Source organism: Companilactobacillus sp. y65-5, assembly GCF_057541095.1.
On record NZ_BAAJOA010000009.1, the window covers coordinates 117,767 to 140,792 of the forward strand.

27 protein-coding genes are annotated in these 23,026 nt (G+C 37.5%); 18 read left to right on the forward strand and 9 right to left on the reverse strand.

Annotation, left to right across the window (positions count from 1 at the left end; genetic code table 11):
- Positions 1-38: 38 nt before the first annotated feature.
- From AC27FM_RS12415 to trxA, 6 genes are all read left to right on the forward strand, one after another.
- On the forward strand, positions 39-296 hold the full coding sequence (locus AC27FM_RS12415) for an IreB family regulatory phosphoprotein (protein WP_076613517.1): 258 nt from the start codon (positions 39-41) through the stop codon (positions 294-296).
- The gene (gene ruvX, locus AC27FM_RS12420; protein ID WP_487088776.1) at positions 296-730 is read left to right on the forward strand and encodes a Holliday junction resolvase RuvX; all 435 of its coding nucleotides are present in this window, start codon (positions 296-298) and stop codon (positions 728-730) included. The genes AC27FM_RS12415 and ruvX overlap by 1 nt, the downstream gene beginning before the upstream one ends.
- Before the next feature lie 31 nt (positions 731-761).
- Complete coding sequence (locus AC27FM_RS12425) at positions 762-1,070, forward strand: DUF1292 domain-containing protein (protein ID WP_487088778.1); 309 nt, start codon at positions 762-764, stop codon at positions 1,068-1,070.
- A gap of 70 nt (positions 1,071-1,140) precedes the next feature.
- Positions 1,141-1,674 carry a CvpA family protein gene (locus AC27FM_RS12430; protein ID WP_487088780.1) on the forward strand — a complete coding sequence of 178 codons (534 nt, stop codon included), beginning with the start codon at positions 1,141-1,143 and terminating at the stop codon, positions 1,672-1,674.
- 77 nt (positions 1,675-1,751) lie between these two features.
- Positions 1,752-4,106 (forward strand): endonuclease MutS2, encoded by a 2,355-nt coding sequence (locus tag AC27FM_RS12435; protein WP_487088782.1) that lies wholly within the window; start codon positions 1,752-1,754, stop codon positions 4,104-4,106.
- A gap of 76 nt (positions 4,107-4,182) precedes the next feature.
- On the forward strand, positions 4,183-4,494 hold the full coding sequence (trxA, locus tag AC27FM_RS12440; RefSeq protein ID WP_487088784.1) for a thioredoxin: 312 nt from the start codon (positions 4,183-4,185) through the stop codon (positions 4,492-4,494).
- Between the two features lie 67 nt (positions 4,495-4,561).
- On the opposite strand, the gene AC27FM_RS12445 is transcribed toward trxA, so the two are convergent.
- Complete coding sequence (locus AC27FM_RS12445) at positions 4,562-5,059, reverse strand: DUF2507 domain-containing protein (protein WP_487088786.1); 498 nt, start codon at positions 5,057-5,059, stop codon at positions 4,562-4,564.
- A 124-nt stretch (positions 5,060-5,183) separates the two neighbouring features.
- Here AC27FM_RS12445 and murI point away from each other — a divergent pair, with 124 nt between their 5' ends.
- The 4 genes from murI to AC27FM_RS12465 all read left to right on the forward strand — a co-directional run bounded on the left by murI (position 5,184) and on the right by AC27FM_RS12465 (position 7,474).
- Positions 5,184-5,996 (forward strand): glutamate racemase, encoded by an 813-nt coding sequence (gene murI, locus AC27FM_RS12450; RefSeq protein ID WP_487088787.1) that lies wholly within the window; start codon positions 5,184-5,186, stop codon positions 5,994-5,996.
- Positions 5,993-6,592 carry an XTP/dITP diphosphatase gene (locus AC27FM_RS12455; RefSeq protein WP_487088789.1) on the forward strand — a complete coding sequence of 200 codons (600 nt, stop codon included), beginning with the start codon at positions 5,993-5,995 and terminating at the stop codon, positions 6,590-6,592. Before murI ends, AC27FM_RS12455 begins: the two co-directional genes overlap by 4 nt.
- Before the next feature lie 76 nt (positions 6,593-6,668).
- Complete coding sequence (locus AC27FM_RS12460; RefSeq protein ID WP_487088791.1) at positions 6,669-7,076, forward strand: DUF948 domain-containing protein; 408 nt, start codon at positions 6,669-6,671, stop codon at positions 7,074-7,076.
- Between the two features lie 2 nt (positions 7,077-7,078).
- Positions 7,079-7,474: a YtxH domain-containing protein gene (locus tag AC27FM_RS12465; protein WP_487088792.1), complete on the forward strand. Its 396-nt coding sequence runs from the start codon at positions 7,079-7,081 to the stop codon at positions 7,472-7,474.
- A gap of 40 nt (positions 7,475-7,514) precedes the next feature.
- Here the strand turns inward: AC27FM_RS12465 and AC27FM_RS12470 are convergent, their stop codons facing one another.
- Positions 7,515-8,615, reverse strand: a complete 1,101-nt coding sequence (locus tag AC27FM_RS12470) for a M24 family metallopeptidase (protein ID WP_487088794.1) — start codon at positions 8,613-8,615, stop codon at positions 7,515-7,517.
- A 172-nt stretch (positions 8,616-8,787) separates the two neighbouring features.
- Between AC27FM_RS12470 and ccpA the strand changes: the two genes are divergently transcribed.
- A complete protein-coding gene (ccpA, locus tag AC27FM_RS12475; RefSeq protein WP_487088796.1) occupies positions 8,788-9,789 on the forward strand; it encodes a catabolite control protein A in 1,002 nt (333 codons plus the stop codon).
- A gap of 53 nt (positions 9,790-9,842) precedes the next feature.
- Here the strand turns inward: ccpA and AC27FM_RS12480 are convergent, their stop codons facing one another.
- From AC27FM_RS12480 to AC27FM_RS12500, 5 genes are all read right to left on the reverse strand, one after another.
- Positions 9,843-10,160, reverse strand: coding sequence for a hypothetical protein (locus tag AC27FM_RS12480; RefSeq protein ID WP_487088798.1), 318 nt, complete (start codon positions 10,158-10,160; stop codon positions 9,843-9,845).
- Positions 10,161-10,185: 25 nt separating this feature from the next.
- Positions 10,186-10,488 carry a hypothetical protein gene (locus tag AC27FM_RS12485; protein WP_487088800.1) on the reverse strand — a complete coding sequence of 101 codons (303 nt, stop codon included), beginning with the start codon at positions 10,486-10,488 and terminating at the stop codon, positions 10,186-10,188.
- A 123-nt stretch (positions 10,489-10,611) separates the two neighbouring features.
- On the reverse strand, positions 10,612-13,335 hold the full coding sequence (locus AC27FM_RS12490) for a transglycosylase domain-containing protein (protein ID WP_487088802.1): 2,724 nt from the start codon (positions 13,333-13,335) through the stop codon (positions 10,612-10,614).
- Positions 13,336-13,453: 118 nt separating this feature from the next.
- On the reverse strand, positions 13,454-14,851 hold the full coding sequence (pepV, locus tag AC27FM_RS12495) for a dipeptidase PepV (RefSeq protein ID WP_487088804.1): 1,398 nt from the start codon (positions 14,849-14,851) through the stop codon (positions 13,454-13,456).
- 76 nt (positions 14,852-14,927) lie between these two features.
- Positions 14,928-16,358 carry a glycerophosphodiester phosphodiesterase gene (locus tag AC27FM_RS12500; RefSeq protein WP_487088806.1) on the reverse strand — a complete coding sequence of 477 codons (1,431 nt, stop codon included), beginning with the start codon at positions 16,356-16,358 and terminating at the stop codon, positions 14,928-14,930.
- 67 nt (positions 16,359-16,425) lie between these two features.
- Here AC27FM_RS12500 and AC27FM_RS12505 point away from each other — a divergent pair, with 67 nt between their 5' ends.
- From AC27FM_RS12505 to AC27FM_RS12530, 6 genes are read left to right on the forward strand one after another with little or no spacing between them, the layout of a single operon-like run.
- Entirely contained in the window at positions 16,426-16,761 is a 336-nt protein-coding gene (locus tag AC27FM_RS12505) for a hypothetical protein (RefSeq protein ID WP_487088808.1), read from the forward strand.
- A complete protein-coding gene (locus tag AC27FM_RS12510) occupies positions 16,761-17,372 on the forward strand; it encodes a metallophosphoesterase (protein WP_487088810.1) in 612 nt (203 codons plus the stop codon). The genes AC27FM_RS12505 and AC27FM_RS12510 overlap by 1 nt, the downstream gene beginning before the upstream one ends.
- Positions 17,373-17,380: 8 nt before the next feature.
- Positions 17,381-18,748: a bifunctional metallophosphatase/5'-nucleotidase gene (locus AC27FM_RS12515; protein WP_487088812.1), complete on the forward strand. Its 1,368-nt coding sequence runs from the start codon at positions 17,381-17,383 to the stop codon at positions 18,746-18,748.
- Between the two features lie 17 nt (positions 18,749-18,765).
- Positions 18,766-19,320 carry a YutD family protein gene (locus tag AC27FM_RS12520; protein WP_487088814.1) on the forward strand — a complete coding sequence of 185 codons (555 nt, stop codon included), beginning with the start codon at positions 18,766-18,768 and terminating at the stop codon, positions 19,318-19,320.
- Positions 19,320-20,099, forward strand: coding sequence for a TIGR01457 family HAD-type hydrolase (locus AC27FM_RS12525; protein WP_487088815.1), 780 nt, complete (start codon positions 19,320-19,322; stop codon positions 20,097-20,099). The genes AC27FM_RS12520 and AC27FM_RS12525 overlap by 1 nt, the downstream gene beginning before the upstream one ends.
- Positions 20,092-20,697: a TIGR01906 family membrane protein gene (locus AC27FM_RS12530; protein WP_487088817.1), complete on the forward strand. Its 606-nt coding sequence runs from the start codon at positions 20,092-20,094 to the stop codon at positions 20,695-20,697. Before AC27FM_RS12525 ends, AC27FM_RS12530 begins: the two co-directional genes overlap by 8 nt.
- Before the next feature lie 27 nt (positions 20,698-20,724).
- Here the strand turns inward: AC27FM_RS12530 and AC27FM_RS12535 are convergent, their stop codons facing one another.
- Together AC27FM_RS12535 and AC27FM_RS12540 are read right to left on the reverse strand one after the other, a co-directional pair.
- The gene (locus tag AC27FM_RS12535; protein WP_487088832.1) at positions 20,725-21,369 is read right to left on the reverse strand and encodes a DedA family protein; all 645 of its coding nucleotides are present in this window, start codon (positions 21,367-21,369) and stop codon (positions 20,725-20,727) included.
- A gap of 93 nt (positions 21,370-21,462) precedes the next feature.
- Positions 21,463-22,455, reverse strand: a complete 993-nt coding sequence (locus tag AC27FM_RS12540; protein ID WP_487088819.1) for an NAD(P)/FAD-dependent oxidoreductase — start codon at positions 22,453-22,455, stop codon at positions 21,463-21,465.
- 78 nt (positions 22,456-22,533) lie between these two features.
- Here AC27FM_RS12540 and AC27FM_RS12545 point away from each other — a divergent pair, with 78 nt between their 5' ends.
- Positions 22,534-22,908, forward strand: a complete 375-nt coding sequence (locus tag AC27FM_RS12545) for a CvfD/Ygs/GSP13 family RNA-binding post-transcriptional regulator (protein WP_487088821.1) — start codon at positions 22,534-22,536, stop codon at positions 22,906-22,908.
- The last annotated feature ends 118 nt before the right edge of the window (positions 22,909-23,026 follow it).

Below are 23,026 nucleotides of genomic sequence, written 5' to 3' on the forward strand. Positions count from 1 at the left end.
TTCTGGTCACTTAAATTTTTGCTATATGGAGGTTTGCCATGAGTTCACTTGATAAAACAATGAGTTTTGATTTTAATGAAAACAAAGGCAAGGACGTCAAAGAAACATTGCAAAGCGTTTATCAATCACTAGAAGAAAAAGGATATAATCCAATTAATCAAATTGTTGGATACCTATTATCTGGTGACCCTGCCTATATTCCGCGTCATAATGATGCAAGAAATTTGATCCTAAAACACGAACGAGATGAGATAATTGAAGAATTAGTTAAGAGTTATCTCAATCAAGATAAATAATGCGCTTATTAGGATTAGACGTCGGCTCCAGAACTGTTGGTGTGTCCGCAAGTGACTTGCTCGGATGGACTGCGCAAGGTGTTGAAATAATTCGAATCAACGAAGACAAAGAAGAGTTCGGATTAGATAGACTAGGTGAGATCATCAAAGAAAAACAAGCGACAGGGATTGTTTTGGGCTTGCCTAAGAATATGAATAACACCGAAGGTCCGAGAGCTGAAAAGTCTCGGGAATATGGGAAAATGATAGTAGATAAGTTTGACTTGCCGATTGATTTTATTGATGAGAGATTAACAACCGTTCAAGCTGAGCGTATGTTAGTTGATGAAGCTAATGTTTCTCGCGGTAAAAGAAAAAAAGTTATCGACAAGATTGCAGCCGAGATGATTTTACAAAATTATCTTGATGCAAAAGGTAAATTAACAAAACAATAAGAAGTCTTAGGACTCGTTTGAGGTGATATTTATGAATGAGAATCCAGAATCACCAAAAGATTTGGATGAAGTTACACTAAGTGACGATCAAGGTAAGGAAGAAACGTATAAGATTCTCTTTACTTTTGATTCAGAGGATTATGGTAAGTCTTACGTCTTTCTATATCCCAAAGCAGATGAAGATTCTGATGAAATCGAACTTCAAGCTTACTCATTTGAACCAGATGAAAACGGCGATGTTACTGCCGGAGATCTCCTACCGATCGAAGATCCAGAGGAATGGGACATGGTTCAAGAAGTTTTGAATACTTTTACGTCAGATGACGGTCAAGATCAATAGTTTACAAAAAACCATGGATCGATAGTTTATTGATCCATGGTTTTTGGAACTTTTTATTTAAGGGGATATAATGCTGAGTCTGTTACTTATTTTATTTTTAGCCTATGGTTTTTACGTTGGAGCACGACGCGGATTGGCCATGCAAGCATTTTTTACAATTGGATATGCTATCTTTTTTGGTATCGCTTTGTTGTCCTTCAGAGTATTAGGACCAAAATTTGAAATGATTGTTCCTTATCCTTCTGCTAGTTTGGGAAGTGAATTTGCATTCTTTTCGACTAAAGTAGGAATGGAATTGGATGATGCATTTTATCGTGCCTTCGCTTTTATCTTTGTTTGTTTTATTGGATGGGTAATTGTGCGTTTCGTCGGACTTTATTTCAAACGTCTAACTTACTATCCAATGTTCAACGACATCAATTTATTGAGTGGTGGAATCTTAGGACTGATCGTAACTTATGTTTCAGTCTTCATGGTTCTTCTTATGATTGCCATGATTCCTGTTGGTGGGATCCAAGATACTTTACAACACTCATTTGTCGCTTCAACAATGATCAGAAGCACGCCAGTTTTAACTAAGTTATTAACTGGTTTATGGATATAAAAACAATAATTAAAGAAAAACTGGGACAAGACTTTGTTTTGTCCCAGTCTATTCGTTTGTAGATGTAGGGAGTAGATATGAATAATAAAGCTTTAACAGCGTTAGAATTTGACCGGATCAAAGCTGAGATCGGCAAATTTCTAATTACTTCACGCGGTGATACTCTCCTAAAAAAACTCATGCCAATGTCTGTTGAATCAATTGTGCAACGCTTAATTGATCAAACAAAAGATGGAATGGATATTGTACGTCTTAAAGGAGAAATTCCAGTTAGAAAATTAACTGATTTACATGATCAAGCTAACCGGTTAAAAAAAGATGGTAATCTTAATGGAACCGAATTGGCTTCTATTGGCGAAGTCTTAAAAAACACCAGTGAACTGAAAGATTTTTTTGATAAATTAAAAGACGATGAAGTGGAACTTCGTCGTTTATATGATTTGAATGATGGCTTAATTGATAATCCTAGTTTGACTACTAGGATCACAAAATCTGTTGATGATACTGGTAGAGTGTTGGATACGGCATCTGAGGACTTGAAGTATATTCGTGAACAGATCGGACGACTCAACGATGAGATCAGAAAGTCCATGGAGCGTTATACTCGGGGCAACAATACTAAGTATTTGACGGAGTCGATCGTGACTTTGCGTGACGATAGATTCGTTGTTCCAGTCAAAACTGAATATCGCTCAAAATTTGGCGGTGTAGTGCATGATCAAAGTGCTAGTGGACAAACACTCTATATCGAGCCAGAAGCTGTCGTAGGGCTTAATAATCGCTTGCACGATGCACAAACTTCAGAAAAGCTCGAAGAAATCCGAGTGCTGAATCATTTATCTGATTTAGTGCGTCCAGAAATTGACGATATCGTTAAAAATAATGAAGTCTTAGGTGAATTTGATTTGATCAATGCCAAGGCTAAGTATGCTAATCAGATCAAGGGAACTGAGCCTCTAATCTCAAAGGATAATATTGTTGATATTAAAGAGGCGAAACACCCACTGATTGCATCAGATCGAGTAGTTGCGAACGACATCAAGATCGGTGATGACTATAAGACGATGCTGATAACTGGACCTAATACTGGTGGTAAGACCATCACTATGAAGACACTAGGTTTAATTCAAGCGATGGCACAAGCGGGATTGTTTATTCCAGCACATGAAGAGAGTCAAGTTGCCGTATTTGATGAGATTTTCGTTGATATCGGTGATGAACAGTCAATTGAACAAAACCTAAGTACTTTCTCATCACATATGGATAATATAATCAATATTATGCATAAGGTTTCAGCACACAGTTTAGTGCTGATCGATGAACTAGGTGCTGGTACCGATCCACAAGAGGGTGCCGCAATTGCGATTGCTATCCTAGAAAAATTAGCAAAATCGAATTGTGTCATCATGGCAACTACTCACTATCCAGAATTGAAGGTCTTTGCATACAATACTGACGATACTATTAATGCTAGTATGGAATTCGACGAGAAGTCATTGAAACCGACTTATCGTTTGATGATCGGTATCCCAGGATCAAGTAATGCGTTTAATATTGCGGCTAGACTGGGGATGGATCGTGAGGTCGTTGATCGTGGACAAAGTTTGATGAGTGGCGAGAGCCAAGACTTGAACAACATGATCAAGGATCTTGAAAATCGTCGCAAAGACTTTGAAAAGAAAAACGAAGATTTAGATTCACAATTGTCTCGTAATAAACAAATCGAAGATGATTTCGAACAAAAACGTCTTCAATTGGATAATTCTAAAGAATCAGAGATTCAAGCTGCCAAAGTTCGTGCTAATCAGATTGTTTCTAAATCACGTAAAGAATCCGATAAGATCATTGATCGTTTACGTAAATTAGAACAAGATGGAGTTGCAGTCAAAGAGGATCAAATCATCTCCGCCAAAACGGGCTTGAAGAACTTGCATCAAGATGAAACTGTTAAGAAGAACAAAGTTCTTAGACGTAATAAACGTAAACAAGAACTCAAAGTCGGTGACGAAGTAAAGGCATTGACTTATGGTCAAATTGGAACAATTGTTCGTAAGGATAAGAATGGACAGTTTGAAGTTCAATTAGGTATTCTGAAGATGAAGTTCTCAGGTGATGATTTGGAAAAGACAGACTCCAAACCTGAAGAATCAGAAAAGAAACCAACGATGGTTAAAAGAACCAAGAGCACGGGGCTTTCAAGTAAGCTAGATCTCCGTGGCAAACGCTACGAAGAGGCCATGACGGAACTGGATCAATACATTGATTCGGCTCTGTTAGCAGGCTATAACCAAGTTACGATCGTGCATGGATTTGGTACTGGTGTCATTAGAAAAGGTGTGACAAAGTATTTGCAACGAAATCCACGTGTTAAGTCATTTGGATATGCGCCAGCTAGTTCTGGTGGGTCAGGTGCTACTATCGTAGATTTGTAATCTCGAAACAAAATGTTTTCTTGTAATGTGTTGTAGTGTTAATATTTTATGGACAGAGTATAGAAGGAGTGATCTCATGGTTGATGAACTAACAGATAAGGATTTTGAAGAAGAAACAAAAGATGGCGTTGTAATTACTGACTTTTGGGCAACTTGGTGTGGTCCTTGTCGTATGCAATCACCTGTAATTGAACAATTATCAGAAGAAAATGATGCTGTTAGATTTACAAAGATGGATGTCGATGCTAATCCTAAGACACCTGAAGAATTTGGAATCATGGCTATCCCAACGCTTGTTATCAAAAAAGATGGCGAAGTTGTTGAAAAACTAACTGGTTTTCACAGCAAGGCACAATTAGCTAAGATTTTGGATGGCTACACAGACTAAATTTTGTACAACTAAAAAAAAGATGCTCAGGCGATTTTTTGCCTAAGCATCTTTTTTGTTGTAAACTTTAGTTTCGATCAATTTGGATTTTAATTGAAACACTCTTTGCTTTGCTGTTGACGGTATAAGTACCTAAACAGAAAGCCTCAATAGTTTTTTCGACAGTTTCAGTAATTATCCCAGTTTCGAGTGAGAATTCTGGATTGTCATTATTAAGATTGAAGCGCTGCTCTACTTCAGGACCGGTCAAAGTATATTGATAACTATCTTTGGTTTGCTTGGTAATTTCTAATTTACCCAAAGCAGCTTTGGAGAACAGCTCTGGCAAGCTTGACATATCAAGTATCAGTTGTCTGCTTAGATTTTTACCAGCCCAGTACAGTAGCTCTACGGTATCTTTGTCCAACAGATCAGGAAGAACAAAATCGCGGAGTACTGAAACTGCAAAATAACTTTCAGCTAACTCATCTGTATTTTCACCATTTTTGTTAGGTTGTAAGACGTCAGGAATATCAGTTAACTTTTCTTCGGTGTTTTTTGAAGCGTTTTTAAATTTTGCGGCCATTATTTTTACTCCTTTTTATCGACAATTTATTATATCATTAGACTATTAGGTTTTTAAGCTATTGTATAACACCAAGCATAAGAATTTTAATTAATTAAAGAAATAAAAAAATAGAAGGTGCATTATGAGTGATAAAAGATCCATTGGTTTATTAGATTCAGGATTGGGTGGCTTAACTGTCACCAAAGAAGTTATCAAACAAATGCCTGGTGAAGATATTGTATTTATTGGTGATGAGGCTAGAATGCCATATGGTATCAAGACTAAAGAACAAATCACTGAATATACTCGAGAGTTAGTAAAGTACTTGATCTCACAAGATGTAAAAGTAATCATCTATGCATGTAACACTGCTACAGCTAATGCTCTGCCCACTTTAAAAAATGAATTTTCTATTCCAATGTTTGGAGTCATTCAACCGGGAGCAGTCGCTGCGAGTTTGAGCACTCAAACCGGTCAGGTCGGAGTTATTGGTACAGAGGCTACCATCAACTCTAAGAGCTATGACAAGGCAATTAAAGCGGCTGACCCTAAGATCGACGTCTTAGGTGTTGCTGCACAGAAATTTGTTTCTTTCGTTGAAAATGACCAAGCCGATTCGATAGGGGCTAAACAAAATATCGCTAAAACTTTGGAGCCATTTAAGGATTCTAGGTTTGATACTTTAGTATTGGGATGTACGCATTTTCCAATGTTGAGACCACAGATTCGTGAGGTCTTGGGTGACGAAATAAATCTCATAGATTCTGGAGTAGAAACGGTATCTTATGTCAGAGATTACTTGGACGCCAATCATTTATTAAATGATAAGATCTCACATGGAAGTATTGCGTTGCATGCGACAGGTGGTATCGACGAGTTTGAACGTTTGGCTAAGAAATGGTTGAACACGCCGATTGATGAAATTAGTCTAGTAAATGTGGGAGAAGATAAATGAAAGAAATAATAATCGCAACTAAGAATCCAAACAAGGCTGCAGAATTCAAGCATATTTTTGATGAATCTGAGGTTACTCTGAAGACCTTGTTAGATTTTCCTAGTTTCCCAGATGTTAAAGAAACTGGTTCATCTTTTGAAGAGAATGCTACGATAAAAGCTCATGCAGTCATGAAACAATTCAATTTACCGACGATTGCTGATGACTCCGGATTAGAAGTCGATGCGTTATTTGGTCAGCCGGGTATCTATTCTGCTCGCTATGCTGGTGACCACAATGATGCTGCTAATAATGCTAAGTTATTGGCAGAGTTAGGTGGTATTCCGATGGAAAAACGCACGGCTAGGTTTGTTAGTACACTAGTCTTCTCGAATCCGAAGAATGACGACGATCTTGTCGTTGAGGGTGAGGTTAAGGGATTGATAGCTACGTTGCCACAAGGTGATGATGGTTTTGGCTATGATCCGTTATTCTACGTACCAGAGCTGGATAAGACTATGGGGCAGATTTCGATGGATGAGAAGAATCAAATCAGTCATCGTGGGCGTGCCATCAGAAAACTAGAAGATGAGTGGCAAAGTTGGATTAATTGGTAATTAATTGCCGTAAAATTGTTATAATGCTAGTATAAAGTACGAGAATCAAAGAGAGCGCATACAGGAGGATTACATTATGACATTGGGACAAATTGCAGGTTTGATAGCTGCGTTGGCATTTGTAGTCTTGGTATTATATTTAGCCAAGACTCTTATTTCAACTGCTAAGTTGCTGAATGAGTTACAAGATACGATTAAGGAAACAACTAAGATGGTGGAAGTACTCTCAAAGAATACTGATGACATCATGCAACAAACAAATCAGCTAGTAGATAAGACAAATACGTTGATGGATGATGTTAACAGTAAGTCAGCCAAATTAAATCCATTATTTGATACAGTTGAAAACTTAGGTAAGAAGTCTGCTAACGCTACTGCTGAGAAGCCTAGTTCAGGTTTTGGATTACAAAATATTTTAACAGTTGGAAATGCAGCAACATTAGTTAAAGCAGTTGCCAAATTTATGCCAAGAAAGAAGAGATAATTATGAAAAATAATCAATTTTTACTTGGAGTAGTATTAGGTAGTGCAGCGGGATATGCCGCTTCTAAGTATCTCACTAGTGAATCAGGTCAACGTACTTTAGAAAATATCAAGACTATCCGCAGTGACTTTAATAACGGTGGAGTTGGATTCTCTGGAAAAAATGATTTAGTCAACAACTTTAATGAGAAGACTGATGCATTGAAGGAACAGATGTTAGCTACTGCTGATAAGATCCGTGAAGATGAAGATGCTTCTGACATTGTATTTGATGAAGGAGATCTTGAGGGTCAGGCTACTAAGGATGTAGGATCTGACGCAAATTCTGAAGAGGCAGATGCTACAAGTGGAGCATCTGAAAACTTCAATAATGATGAAGAAAATAACGAAGAAAAATAAAAACCATCTGACAATTGTCAGATGGCTTTTTTAGTTGATACTAGTCGATGTAAGTTAAGTCTTTAGATGTATGTGTGAATGGTTCGCAGCCATCTTCTGTGATGTATACACAGTCTTCGATTCTAACACCGGCAACGTGTGGAATATAGATTCCTGGTTCGATTGAGAAGCACATGCCTGGTCTAAGTTCCATATCATTACCTTCCATGATTGATGGGAATTCGTGTTCTGAAGTTCCCATACCATGTCCAAGTCTATGAATGAAGTATTCGCCATAGCCAGCTTTAGTGATGATATCACGTGCGATCTTATCTAGTTCTGCGGCTGTAACACCTGGTTTAGCAGCATCCATAGCAGCCAAGTTAGCTTCTAAGTCTACTTTGTAGATATCAAGTGACTTGTCATCAGGTTTGCCGAAGGCAACAGTTCTAGAAACATCACTGATGTAGCCTTGATGAACTGTACCTAAATCAAATAATACGAGTTCATTAGGTGTAAGAACGTTCTTCTCTGGTCCACCGTGAGGATTAGCAGCATTGTCGCCAGCTTGTACGATTGTGTCAAAACTCATATGCATGACACCTTTTCTCATCATTGCATATTCGATCTCAGCAACGATTTCTTGCTCTGTACGACCTTCTTTGATAGCACCGAATGCTACTTCAAGTGCATAGTCAGCTTCTTTACCGGCAGCCTTGAGTAATTCAATCTCTTCTGGAGTCTTGATCAATTTAGCATTTGCCATATATTTGGAGAGATTGTCTGGGAATGTAGCGTCTGGGAATTGGCTCTTGAGTGACTCTAACTTGTCAACTGAGAGATCATCCTTCTCGATTGACCATTTAGCAGGTGTGCCAGCGGCATCCTTGATGTGACCTGCCATTAGTTCGAATGGGTTCTCGTGATCTAGATAGCCAAAGACATCTTTATCCCAACCAGCTTTTTTAGCTGATTCAACCTCTAGTTGAGGTGCAAATAGGAATGGATCTTTGTCTGGGAAAACTAGAAGAGCTAAAATTCTTTCTGCTGGTTCACTAAAGAATCCAGTAAAATAGTTGATGTCTGTCGGATTAGATACATACGCAGCATCATAACCATTTTGAGCTAAGTAATTTTGTAGTTCAGTCAGTTGCTTCTTCATGAAAAAAACACTCCTTTTATTTATTTATATTAAGTATATCACTGAAAACGATTTTCTTTTTGAAAGAATATGAAAACTTATAATGATAATATGGAAACCGCTTGCAAAATGTGAAAACTTTTGATAAATTAGAGATATCTAAATGGAAATTTGTTTGAGAGAGTGAATATTAATGGAAAAAAAAGTAGTAACAATCTATGATGTAGCCGAGGCCGCTAATGTTTCCATGGCGACAATTTCTCGTGTTGTTAACGGAAACGCAAATGTAAAAGAAGAAACAAGGAAAAGAGTACTGGAAGTTATTGATCGTCTGAACTATCGTCCAAATGCGGTAGCTCGTGGTCTAGCTAGCAAGAAGAGTACAACTATTGGTGTTATCTTACCGGATATCACTGACTTGTACTACGCTTCGTTAGCTAAGGGTATCGACGACGTGGCCTCGATGTATAAGTACAATATTATCCTGACTAGCTTACAAGAATCAGTTGGCGATGAAGAACAAATTTTGAATAACTTGCTTTCAAAGCAAGTTGACGGTTTGATTTACATGGGTAAACAATTATCCAAAAAATTAAAACGCACATTGTCAAATTCTAAAACACCAATCGTTTTAGCAGGCTCAGTCGATAAAAATAATGAGACGGCAAGCGTAAATATCGATTTTGCAGACGCTGTCTGCAGTGTGGTAAATCAATTAGTCCAGAATGGTCATAAGAAGATTGCCTTTGTCGGAGGAAGCCTCGAGAACCCGATTGATGGCAAATTCCGCCTTGATGGATACAAGAAGGCTTTGAAGAAAGCCCACATCAACTTCTCATCAAACTTGGTATTTGAAGCAGAATACTCAGTTAGAGCTGGAGAGGCAATTTGGGATGCTGTTAAGAACAGTGGAGCAACGGCTGCATATGTAACAGAAGATCTGCTTGCTTCAGGCTTGTTGAATTCAGCAATCAAATCTGGAACTAAGATTCCAGAGGACTTTGAATTAGTCACTAGCAACGATACCGTTCTTTGTGAAGTAACTCGTCCTAAGATGAGTTCTATTGAAGAACCATTGTATGATATTGGTGCGGTTGCTATGCGTCTATTGACTAAGATGATGAATCAAGAATCAATCGACGATAATACCATCAAGCTACCATACTCAATCGTTAAACGTGAATCAACTAGATAGTAATTTAAAAAAAATCCCGTCACTTCAATTCGAAGTCTGACGGGATTTTTTTGTTATTTTTTATTGTTCGAACGCCGTTCTTTAACCGACCTGTAAATAAAAATAATGCAGACGATCATAAAGATCGTTGTGATAATTGTATTCATCGTTTCTAAGCCAGAAGAAATATTAACGAATCCGATAAATGTTGTGTAAATCGAGTAAACTACGATCAAGCTAAGTAGTAAAGTGTCGACTGTAAGTAGTTTTTCCTGCTTGTTCCATTTTGAAAATAGATAGATTGCATAAATAACAATCAATAAGACTGAAATAGCGATCGTGATAACGTCTTTTGCCAATACGGTAGGGCTAACGTTATTAAATGTGTTCATAGCATGTTTCCCCCAATAAAGTTTATTACTTATTATTCAATGTTTTTCTTTGTTTATGTAGTTCCCACAAAATTACTACGATATATCCAAATGCGATCAAAGATAGTCCACCAGTGATGACAGAATTGAGTTCGTATGGTAGATTAATGAACCCTTGAAGCAATGAATATAAGATATTGACCAATACAATTGTTGCTAGGGTGAATGATTTGTCCCACAGCTTGATATTGTGTCGGATTTTGTAAATAGATACGCCGATTACGAAGATGACCAGTAGGGCGGCAACTACGTACAGTGAGTTTTGTAAAAATTCTGGACTGAAATACATATAACTCTCCTTTTATTCTGACAATAAGAATAACGTTTTCATTCTATCATTATTAGTTTGTTAAATCGAACATTTATTAACTAGACTATCAAAAAAGCCGAGATGAAAATCTCAGCTTTTGATTTATTGACCACCTAATTCACCAGCGGCGTTACCAGTACCATTCTCAGTGCTACCAGTGTCACCAGTTGTGCCACTGCCAGTCCCGGTTGTAGAGCCAGGAGTGTCACCTGTGTTGGTAGTTGATGAACCAGTACCTGATCCACTACCCGCGCCAGTACCTGTTTCGCTGGTCCCGTTGTTGGTTGTTGAATTAGTTGTACGTGATGTCGAACTTGAAGTAGTCGTACCTGTTGTGACGTCTGAAGAGTCACTACTGTTAGTACTGTTGCTAAATCCTGAAGTACGTCCACTTCCATTTTCGGAAGCTAATTCGTCAGTTGACTTGGAATTATCGCCGACCTGAGTAACGACACCATAGCCATTGCTACGTCCGAAGTAGTTATTCCAGAACAACTTGTAATTCTTAGGTTTAGCACCAATTACGAAGTTGCTGTAGGACATCGACTTTGGACTACCTTTGTAGTATAGCGACGTTGCAGTGTGTTGGTTAATTTTGGTAGTTATACCATTATATTCGATCGTACCAGTATTAGTACCAGTCTCTTTGTCAACCTTGTAACTCTTAACGCCAGACGGTTTCTTGAACTTCTTATGGACATTCATGGCGTCAGGATCTTGTTCATAAACTGAATTTGCCATTCGTGCCCATAGTTCTTGGTTGATGTCGGTCGAATCACTTGAAAGGTTATAGTTGTTACCATAGTAATTACCATATCCAATCCAAGAGGCCAAGGTAACTCCATCGGTACTACCGATAAACCAATTATCACGATAGTCATTAGAAGTACCAGTTTTACCAAATAGATTCTTGGTGCTGAAGTTTGATTCATATGATAGTGCTGAAGCGGTACCTTTAGTGACAACACCGTGTAGCATGTTTTTGATAATGTATGATGTTTGTTTCGAGAAGACGTGCTTCTTAGCTGATTTATGAGCATAGATGGTCTTACCAGAAGGATCAGTCACTTTGGTAACAACATATGGATTAACGTGGACACCTTTATTGGCAAAGGTAGAGAAGGCACTAGCCTGTTGAAGGACGGTAACACCTTTTTCTGTACCACCAAGTGTGATACCTAATTGACTATATTCTTTATCAGTCAAGTTGATCCCCATCTTCGACATGTAGGTTGATGAGTCGACACCTCTTGAGATTAAGTAGTTATACAAGTTAACTGAAGGAATATTGTATGATTCTTCCAGAGTTTCACGGGCTGAAACAAAGCGGTTTTGGATTGTTTCACCATAATCAGTAGGTGAGTACTTCTTAAACTTAGTCTTGAAATCCGCCAGCATAGTTTGTGAACCGATCAAACCATTTTCGATAGCAGGGGCAAAAGTAATCAATGGTTTGATAGAGGATCCGGGTGATCTTTGTGTATCGAAGGCGTAATTCAACTGTGATTGCTTGAAGTTAACTCCTCCGACGAAGGATAAGACTTGACCAGTCTTATTATCTAGTAGGACTGAACCGTTCTGAACTGGTTCGGCGACCTTGATCGTCTTACCAGTGTTAGGATCTTGAGCTGTATCGGAGTGAGTCGTACCTAGATTGGACTTATAGGATTGGACTTGTTCATTCATCGCAACGTATAAGTCTTTGTTGATAGTGCTGTCAACACGATAGTGTTTATTGTGGAGTTCAGTATCAGCTTGTGTATAGTATTTCTCGTATAGATTTTGGTCTTTCTTGACATCGCTATATTTCAAGCCGTCATTTTTAGCCAAGCGTTTGATTAGGATAGTTCTAGCCTGTTCCGTGAGCAGATTGTAAATATATCCGTACTTAATAGTCTTATCTTTTGCTTTAGTAGGTTTTTGGAAATCAGACTTCAAGTCGAATGACTTAGCACTGTTATATTCAGACTCCGTGATTTGTTTGTCACGATACATCCGGTATAAAACGATATCCTTACGTTTCAAACCGAGACTATAATCATCTTTTAGTTTACCGTCTATATCATATGGAGTATAAATAGAAGGACTTTGTGGCAAACCAGCGATAAACGCCGATTCTGCTAAATTCAAATCTGAAGCGTTCTTTCCAAATAAACCCTTTGCGGCCGCTTGGACACCTTGGATGTTCTGCCCTTTATTATTTCGTCCAAAAGTAGCAGCATTCAAATAATCTTCAAGGATTTCATCTTTTGAGAAATACTTGTCAACGCGCATGGCTAAGAATATTTCCACAGCCTTACGTTTCCAAGTAGTTTCAGATGAAAGCATCTGCATCTTGACGGTCTGTTGTGTCAGAGTTGATCCACCAGTCTGGGCACCGATCCCTGTGATATCAGAGATGATGGCTCTAAAAATAGACTTGGGAACAACACCCTTGTGATGATAAAAATCGCTATCTTCTGTTGAAACGATAGCCTTCTTTAGGTAAGGGGACATCTCGTTTAGAGAAACACTCTTACCAACTAAGTCTTTTTTAAGATTTTCAACTTTTTGGTTGTTAGCGAAGTACAAAGCAGTTGAATTATTTACATCTCGTAATTCAGATCTCATTTCTTGTTTAGTAGGGACGTCTACTTGACTGGTTAATGCTGAAACATAACCCATGCCAAGTCCGATGGCTAAACTCATCAAAATAAAAATTCCAGCAATGATGTATAAAATGATCCTTCGAATTACTTCGATAGTTAAATTAGCTTTAGTAGCAAAGTCAGACCAACTTTTAATGCTTTTAAAGCTGTTGACTATACTATTCCATAAATTTTTCACTTTTAGATAAGCCCCTTTAAAAAGTTACATACACCAATTATATAATAAAATTTTATAATTGGTGCAAAAACAAAAAAGTTCTACGGAAAGAACCTTCCACAGAACTTTTGTTAGTTAACTATTTTATTAACCTATAAATTGCGTCAGCGTAGATTGCCGTTGCCTTGAATAGCTTATCTAAGTTGATGTATTCATTAGGTTGATGCATGACGTTTTCATCGTTTGGGAACATTGCACCGAAGGCAATTCCGTTCTTGAGGATTCGTCCGTATGTACCACCACCAACTGTATATGGTTCGGAATCATCACCAGTATGATCACGATATGCGCCAACTAATGCTTGAACCAATGGATCGTCTGCTGGCACATAGTGAGGTAATTGATTGTGTCCTTCGATCTCAGCAGTCACTCCATCAGGTAGAGCAGCGTTGATCTTTTCAGTTAGTGTTTCACCAGTATCACCCTTTGGATAACGAATGTTGAGTAGGACACTAGCTTCTGAACTATCGAAGTCAAAAATGTCAGGTGACATAGTTAGCTCACCCATAACTTCGTGGGTATTTTGAATGCCAAGCTTTGATCCTGCAAAATCTAAGTGTAAGTTGTCAGCGATGAATTCAAAGTATAATTTTTGACTGTCATTTAGGTCTAATTGATTTAATAATTTTGCTAAGTAAGTAGCAGCATTCACACCATTATGTGGTTCCATAGCGTGTGAGCCTTTACCAATGATAGTCAATGTAGCAATTTCATTATTGATATCAAGTTCACCTTTGACTTCTGGATGTTCGGCCAAGAAATCATTGAGAGCTGATTTGATAGTATCAATATCTCCGAATTCTAAGTTTAGTTCGGCTGTGGCATTTTGAGGAACCATGTTAGGTCTGATCCCAGCTTTGAAAGTTTTAACTAATCCAGCTTCGGAAACTGGGAAGTTAACTCTGAATGAGACGATACCTTTTTCACCATTGATAGCAGGGAATTGTGCATCTGGAGAAAAACCAGTTTCTGGCATTTTTTCCTTTTCCATGTAATGGTTCATTCCTACCCATTCGCTTTCTTCGTCAGTACCTAAGATCAGGTCGACTTTTTTGCTAGTAGGTAGCTTTAGTTCTTTGATGATCTTCAATGCATAGTAAGAAGCCAGACTTGGTCCTTTGTCATCACTAGCTCCACGAGCATAGAGGTTTCCATCTTTGATTACTGGTTCGAATGGATTAGTGTTCCAACCCGGACCTTCAGGAACAACGTCTACATGTCCCAAGATAGCGATTGTATCGTCACCTTCACCGAATTCGATTCTTCCGGCAAGATTATCCACGTTTTTAGTATTGAATCCGTCTCTATCTGCAAAACGTAAGAATGCTTGTAATGCTTTTGCAGGTCCGGGTCCTAATGGATAATCACTAGTTTTATTTTCAATATCCCTTTGGCTGTTGATGCTTACTAATTCAGATAAATCATTGATCAATTCATCTGAGCGATGTGCAACTTCTTTTTCCCAATCTATAGACATATATCTATAACCTCCACATGAAGTGTTTTAATTTATAAAATATTTTACCAAACGTTGCTGCTATTAGCCAATTGACTTAGATATGATTTAAGGAATCGCTCTCAGTATCAAATATAAATAGATTGATGGATTTTTGTAAATCCCTTATGAGAACGGTGTTATGAAGCTCTTTATAGTTATTCAGACTCCATGAATTTTCATATTTTAGTAAATCAATATTTCTGAATCTTTGACTGACGGGTAGTGCGTGATAGCTCAATTGACTGTTATTTCCGAGATAGTTCTCATCCGTTAATTGAATTAAGACGTACTTGGCTTGAATCCAACCACCGCTGAGTTTTAGCCAAGTGTTACCATTATTTTTTTCAACTGCTTTGATTCGTTCAGCCTTGTTAATATCGAGCCAATCAATAATCTTGGCAGTCTTCTTAGGCTCAGCATATAAATAATTATTCGGTTGTTGACTACGATAAACTGCCATCGCACCAAAGTATGGTCGTAATTCACTCAATTCATAGTCGGGATTGAATCCCTCCGCATTAGCGAATTTATTCTCACCCAGCTGAACGTATTGTTTGCCATTGAACTTGATGATATTGGTAATATGATAACCATCTAAGGGATGGACCGTTTTGTCAGTCTTGATCAATCTATAAGGATTTTCGTAAATAGGTTCGTCCTTACTACTCATATAATAGACGTTTTGGTTGATAGTCTGACTCTTGGATTTGTCCTTTAAGTTACGATATTCGTTACCAGTAGCAGGATAGTTTGTAACCACACCGTCAATTGGCATATTGATGACAGTATTCCATTTTTTTGGACTTTCATTCATTTCATCCCATATATAGACTGATTTTCCCATATAATGGAGAGTGTTGATTATTTCTGGGGTAATTATCTTAGACGACAGGTTGACACCAGTGACATATGATAAGACTTCGAAATTAACTCGCTTGACAGTCCCGGCAATAAAAATTCTAGGAATGTCAGGCATTAATTCGGCTTCATTTTGCAAACTTTTAGTTGAAAAACTGTGAAACATGACCCGATTTTGCATTCCATATTTGTCGATGCAAGTTTTCAAAAGTTCTTCCATATTTTGAGGATTACCTTTGCTAGTTTTCTTGGTTTCAATCAAGAATTTTGCGTTAGGATTGTCTTTGTAGTGTTCAAAAACTTCGTCCAAACTATGGATAGGTTCATCATTTTTTTGTGTTAACTGGCTTAGTTCTGAAAAATTATGTTGCGAAACTATGTATGAAGTTCCAGTTACACGTTCCAAATTTTTGTCGTGCGAGACTACTAAAACATTATCTTTGGAAACATGTAAATCTAATTCAACATAATCGGCGCCTTCCGAAAAAGCCGTATTGAAGCTTTCAAAAGTTTCTTCAGGTGCTTTGATAGGATCTCCACGATGTCCAATAACGGTAAAGCCACTAGCAAAGAAAAATATTAATCCAGCAATAAAAAAAGAAAAAAGAGCATTGTTTCTAGAATTCATAATTAACTCCCTATGGAACTGAATATTATATACTTAATAATAGTAATGATTGTGAGGTACTAAATAAATGGATAATGAACAACTGACGCTCGACATCATCGAGCAGATCACACGTAATGATGGCACAAAATATTATGAAATTGCAAATGTATTAATGAATGGTCGTGCGGAAAAGGCAGCTGAGCTAGGTTTGATCAAAGAAGTACGGATACTAAAACTTAATATCCCTCATTCCTCTGCTGTAGCGATCTATGAGGATTACGTTAACAAGAATTATACTGTACCACCGATGGAAATGTCGGAATGGGTCGAGTACAAAAAGCCTGAAGGTCGTATTCTTGATGCGTTTAATGATATTCTAAAAGCAAATAAAATTATTTCGAAGGAAGACCAAACTGAATAATGAATTACTTTATTGCAGATACACATTTTTATCATTATCAATTGTTAGAGCCCAATAACTTCGCTCCGAGACATTTTGGAGACGTTGATCAAATGAATCAAGCTATGATCGACGCTTGGAATACCCGTGTGGATGATAATGACACTGTTTATCACTTAGGCGACATCTCCATGCGTCCGCAGAATACACCAACTAATGAAGATACTTATGCAATGTTAAAACAATTAAATGGGCATATCGTCTTGATCAAGGGTAATCACGATTATCGAGAGCTGTTTAAATTTTTAGCCAAACGTAATCCAATCATGTCTGATGGTAAACCTAAGTATACATTTGAAGATGTTGGAGCACTATTGAAATTTGACCATAATCAATTTTATTGCACACATTATCCGTTATTGCTGGGTAAAGTCGATAAAATAATCAACTTACATGGTCATATCCATCATTACAGTGTACCGATTGCTGAGAATATCAATGTCGGTGTCGATGCTCCAGAACGAGATTACTTATCAGAGAATCTACCGTGGGGATCACCGTTGCGTGGTGAGGAAGTTTTGGAGATGTATGATAAGAAGAAAGTTGATTTAGCAAAATTAAATAGAAAGTAGGGGCTTGTATGGAAACTATAAAAATCATGCACACCAATGATCTACATTCTCATTTTGAAAATTTTCCAAAAATAAAACGCTACATTGACAATGCCAGAAAACAGCATACCGAAGACGAGTTCTTTTTGTTTGATATTGGGGATGCAATGGATCGGGCACATCCTTTGACTGAGGCGACGAATGGTCAGGCTAACATCGAATGGATGAACCAATTAAGCTATGATGCTGCGACTATTGGAAATAACGAAGGATTAGGTAATAGTCGTGTAGACCTAGATCACCTGTATGATAAGGCTAATTTTCCAGTGGTCGTCGGTAACTTGTACGATGATCAGACTCACGAATTAGCTCAATTTGCTAAGCCATATATTATTTTGGAAACCAAAGCGCATACTAAAATTGGTATTTTAGGATTTACAGCTCCATACATTCTGACCTATCCCTTATTAGGATGGGATATTCGATTGATACAGGAGACGTTACCCAAGTTATTAGATGAAGTAAAGGAACAATGTGATGTAGTGATTTTACTGTCGCACTTAGGAGTTTCGATGGATCGCTTGCTTGCTCAAAAATATCCTGACATAGACGTCATTATCGGTGCACATTCACATCATTTATTCAAAGATGGCGAAATGGATAATGGTGTTTTGTTGGCTGCCGCAGAAAAATACGGTCACTATATAGGCACGATTCATCTGAAACTGGACGACGGTCAAATAATTGCAAAAAATGCCACTACTCAAAAAACTTCGGAATTACCAGAACTACCCGAAGACAAAAAATGGGTCAGCGAACAATTTGAAAAGGGTGAAAAACTACTTAGTGCAAAGAAAATCGCTGATATTCCGCACAGTATGAGTCAGGACTTTGAGGCAGACAATGCTGTCATTCAAGAAGGACTAGACGCTGTCATGGACTACACGCAAGCAGATGCCGGTGTATTGAGTTCAGGATTATTTCTAGAAGGATTGCCACAAGGGGTAGTCACTGAAAAAGACATGCATGATATGTTGCCACATGCGATTCATGTGATGAAGACGACGATGCGTGGAGCTGATGTATGGCGACTAGTTATGGAAATGGAAAAAAATCGACCGTATTTACGAAATCATCATCAAAAAGGACAAGGTTTTCGTGGTAAGATATTTGGCGAGTTGGTTTATCGTGGAATCACGATCGATGAAAAACGAAATGTTTATATCAATGGGGAAGAATTACAGACAGATAAGGATTACAGTCTAGCTTTGCTAGATCACTATTTGTTTGTTCCATATTTTCCTTCAATCGAAATTGTCGGACAAAATAAAATTCTTTATCCTGAATTTTTAAGAAATGTTTTTGGAGAATACTTGAGTAAAAAATATCCATTGTGAAATGTGAGGTGAAATTATTGCAAGAACCTGAAGAAAAAGAAAATATTAAGCAAGCTGATGTTATCGTTCTAACTGATAATTTGATTACTATCAATGGTGAAAAATATGACATCGTTGAAGACCACGATAGTGGATTCGATCAGGAAAAGATCGAGGAACGTTATAATACGGTATTAGATAAATACGACTTTATCGTCGGTGATTGGGGTTATGATCAACTTCGATTCAAAGGGTTTTATGAAGACGGACGTAAAGAAAGTGGAATCGATAATCGTATTTCTCATTTAGAAGATTATTTATTAGAATACTGTAATTTCGGTTGTGCTTATTTTGTATTAGAAAAAGAAAAGAAGTCGCCGATGAACAAACGGCACCGCGAACAACGTGGTGTGCATAATCAAGGTAGCAAAGTTCATGCTAACCGTAATTCAAGTCACAAGAGGACTTCAAATGTACACGCGGCCAAGATTCATAAGAATAAAAAAAGAGCCGTTGCCAATCATACTAAGAAGCACGCTACTACTTCGAAGACTCGTAATTTTAAAATAAGAAAAATAGGTGAGAAAAGCTAATGAAAAAGTACCAAACATACTTAATTGATCTTGATGGAACTATGTACCGTGGAAAAGATAAAATTCCAGAAGCTAAGGTTTTTATCGACAATCTAAATGACAATGACTTAGATTATTATTTCTTAACTAACAACACGACGAAGACGCCACAACAAGTGGCCGACAATCTGATGAATAATCACCAAATTACTGCTAAAGCAGAACAGATCATCACACCATCACTTGCCACAGCTGCTTATGTCAAGGATATGTTTAATGATGACATAACGAATCACTCAGCTTATGTCGTAGGTGAATGTGGCTTGAAGAGTGCTGTTTTTGGAACTGGAATACATCTTAACGAGACAGATCCTGATGTAGTTATTGTTGGATTAGACTACGATGTTACTTATCATAAGTTTGAACTAGCTACTTTAGCTATCAAATGTGGTGCATTTTTCATCGGTACGAATGCTGATACTAATTTGCCTAATGAGCGTGGATTAGTACCTGGTGCGGGATCGGTTATTTCGTTAGTTGAAACTGCTACTCAACAAAAGGCCAAGTATATTGGTAAACCGGAACCTGATATCGTAGATTTTGCAATCGGTGCTAAGGGATTTGATCCTACGACGGCGATAATCGTCGGTGATAATTACAATACTGATATTAAATGTGGTTTGAGTGCGGGAGTGGATACACTTTTGGTTTACAGTGGCGTAAGCACTCATGCTGATATTGATGCAGAAACTAAAAAACCTACTTACCAAGTAGAAAGTCTCGATAAGTGGAATGTCTAATTTTCAAAGAGATACTATTTATACGATTATCTTAGCGTTCTTTGTTTTGACATTATCTATAACTGTGACGATATTTGCGAGCTATGGGATGTTTTATTTTAGTATTAGACAGTTCAACTTGGATCAAATATCTTATTTGAGTCCAGCTAGGGTCATGCATAATTACAATCAAATGATGAATTATCTAGTCAATCCGTTCCAAGGGGTCTTCAAATTGGATGACTTTCAGTCATCAGTTTCAGGTAGGGCACACTTTGCGGATTGTAAGAAACTGTTCATGTTGAATTTTGGAGTTTTCATTGTTTGCGGGTTATATTTGTGGATTCAACATGAGAAACGCGCTTTTTTCCCAAAAGTATTTAAGTATATTGCTATCGTTGGGATAGTCTTAGTAGGTTTGATGATGATCAACTTTGACGAATTCTTCACTGTCTTTCACGAGGTCTTATTTAGAAACAGTGACTGGTTATTTGATCCGGGGACTGACCCAGTGATCAATATCTTACCTGAAGAATTCTTTACGCAGTGTTTTGTCGTATTTTTCATGTTGTTTGAAGGAATAAGTTTTTGGAAATCTAGAGCAAAAAAAATAAGTTAGGCCCATGTGGCTTAACTTATTTTTGTATTATGCAGTTTTTTTTCTACGATTCTTTAAGGCTGTGATCAAAACTGGAATTAATGAAACTAATACGATTCCGAGGATGATCATTGAAAAATGCTCTTGAACTGCGGGGATGTTTCCGAAAAGGTGTCCAGCTAAGGAACAAATCAATACCCAAAGGAATGCTCCCATGACATTGAATTCGAGGAATTTTCTGTAATGCATCGTACCACTACCAGCAACGAATGGGACGAATGTTCTGATTAGAGGGATGAAACGTCCGATGGCGATGGTTTTACCACCATGCTTCTCAAAGAAGGCATGCGCTTCATCCAAATGGTCTTTGTTTATTAGTTTACTCAAGTACCTGTTTTCAGTCGCAAATTTTCCAAAATGCTCCCCAATCTCATAATTCATGGAATCGCCTATGACGGCTGCAAAAAAGAAGATGAAGAACAAACCAATACTCGTTAAGCCATATTTGGGATTAGCTGCTAAAGCCATTGCTGCAAATATTAATGAATCACCAGGTAGAAACGGAAGGATTACAACTCCAGTTTCAATGAATATAATCAAAAATAGTATAAGATACGTCCAAAGACCGAAGTTATTCACAATATTGACCATGTGACTATCAATGTGCAGAATAAAGTCGACTAGACTCATTATGTAACTCAATCAATCAACTCCAAAATTTTCAAATTAAACTACATTATAACAGGTTAGCTTAAAATAACTTTAAAAGGCATGAGAAAATTAAAATTATTTTTCAAATAATGAAGTACTGTGTGCAAAATAGTCTCTGCCTGGATATAGGTTACGTAAGGCTTTGGTAACAGCGGTTGGCCCTTCAGCAAAGGCAGTAGCAAGTAATTGTAATTTTCCGGGGTAGGTAACAATATCTCCGATTGCAAATACATTAGGTAGATTTGTTTCCATTTCTTGACTAACCTTGATGAAAGGCCCTTCTAATTCGATGTTCCAATCGCGTAATATCTTAGAATCAGAAATAAAGCCGTAATTAACTAGTAGTTTATCTACTGTAATGACTTTTGTTTCATCGGACTTGATCATTTTGAGTGTAACGTCGATTTTATCGTGATCGTCGGCATTGAATTGAACGTCTTTGATAATATATGGATTAAGTTGCTCGACAGTTGAAGCATTTAGTTCGTCAACGCTAGATTCCATAGCACGGTATCTGTTTCTTCTATGAATGATGGATGTATGAGTAGCTAACTCATTCAGATGGATCGCCCAGTCGACAGCAGAGTCACCACCTCCAGCAACGGCCAAGTTCATATCGCGGTATTCTTCAATATCATTTACGAAGTAACTGAGATTATGCTTTTCCAAATCCTTATCGTAGTCGAAGGTAAGTTTACGTGGTTTGAAGGCACCATTACCGATAGCAATAATAACTGACTTACTATAGATAGTTTCCTTGTTAGTTGATATCTCCCAAACATCATCTACTTGTTTAAGATCAGTAACTGAAGTTTCAAGATATTCATCGCAATTTAGAACGTGTAATTGTTCTATTAACTTGTCAGATACTTCTGTACCAGAGATTTTGGCATATGCGGGCACATCATAAATATCCTTTTGAGCATAGAGTGTTTCAGGTTGTCCACCTAATTTTGGTAGACTTTCTATCAATGCTACATTGAGCTTTCTTAGGCGTGCGTAGTATGCAGCGTAGATTCCTGCGGGACCTCCTCCTATTATTGCAATATCATAAGTTTCTTTATTCATATCGTCACCAGTTTCTGTTATATAATCTGTTACAATATATTGTTGCATAGATTGAATATAAAGTTAAAGGAAGAAATTATGAAAATTGGAGATAAAGTATCTGGAACTATTTCCGGAGTACAGCCGTATGGTGTTTTTGTCGACTTAGACAACGGAGAGCAAGGCTTGATTCATATTTCTGAGTTAAAGCACGGTTTTGTTACTAATATAGATAATACTTATAATATTGGAGATAAAATTAAAGTAATCGTGCTAGGTATAGACGAATACAACGGGAAAATCAGTTTGTCGATACGTGCTTTGGAAAAAAAGAAGATAGGTAGGCCCGTTTTACACAAGCATTTCTGGACAGATTACAAGAATAAGATTGGATATAAGACAATTCGTCGCCAAAAAGACCAGTGGATAAATGCCGCTATGACGGCGATTTCAAAAGAAAAACAAAAAAAATGAATTTTTTTTACAAAAACACTTGCATACATCAATTCTAATTGGTAATATATTACCTGTTGTTGCGACACAGCAACGGCGACAACGACTTGAGAGCTTTCTGCTTCTCATCTCGTTGAAA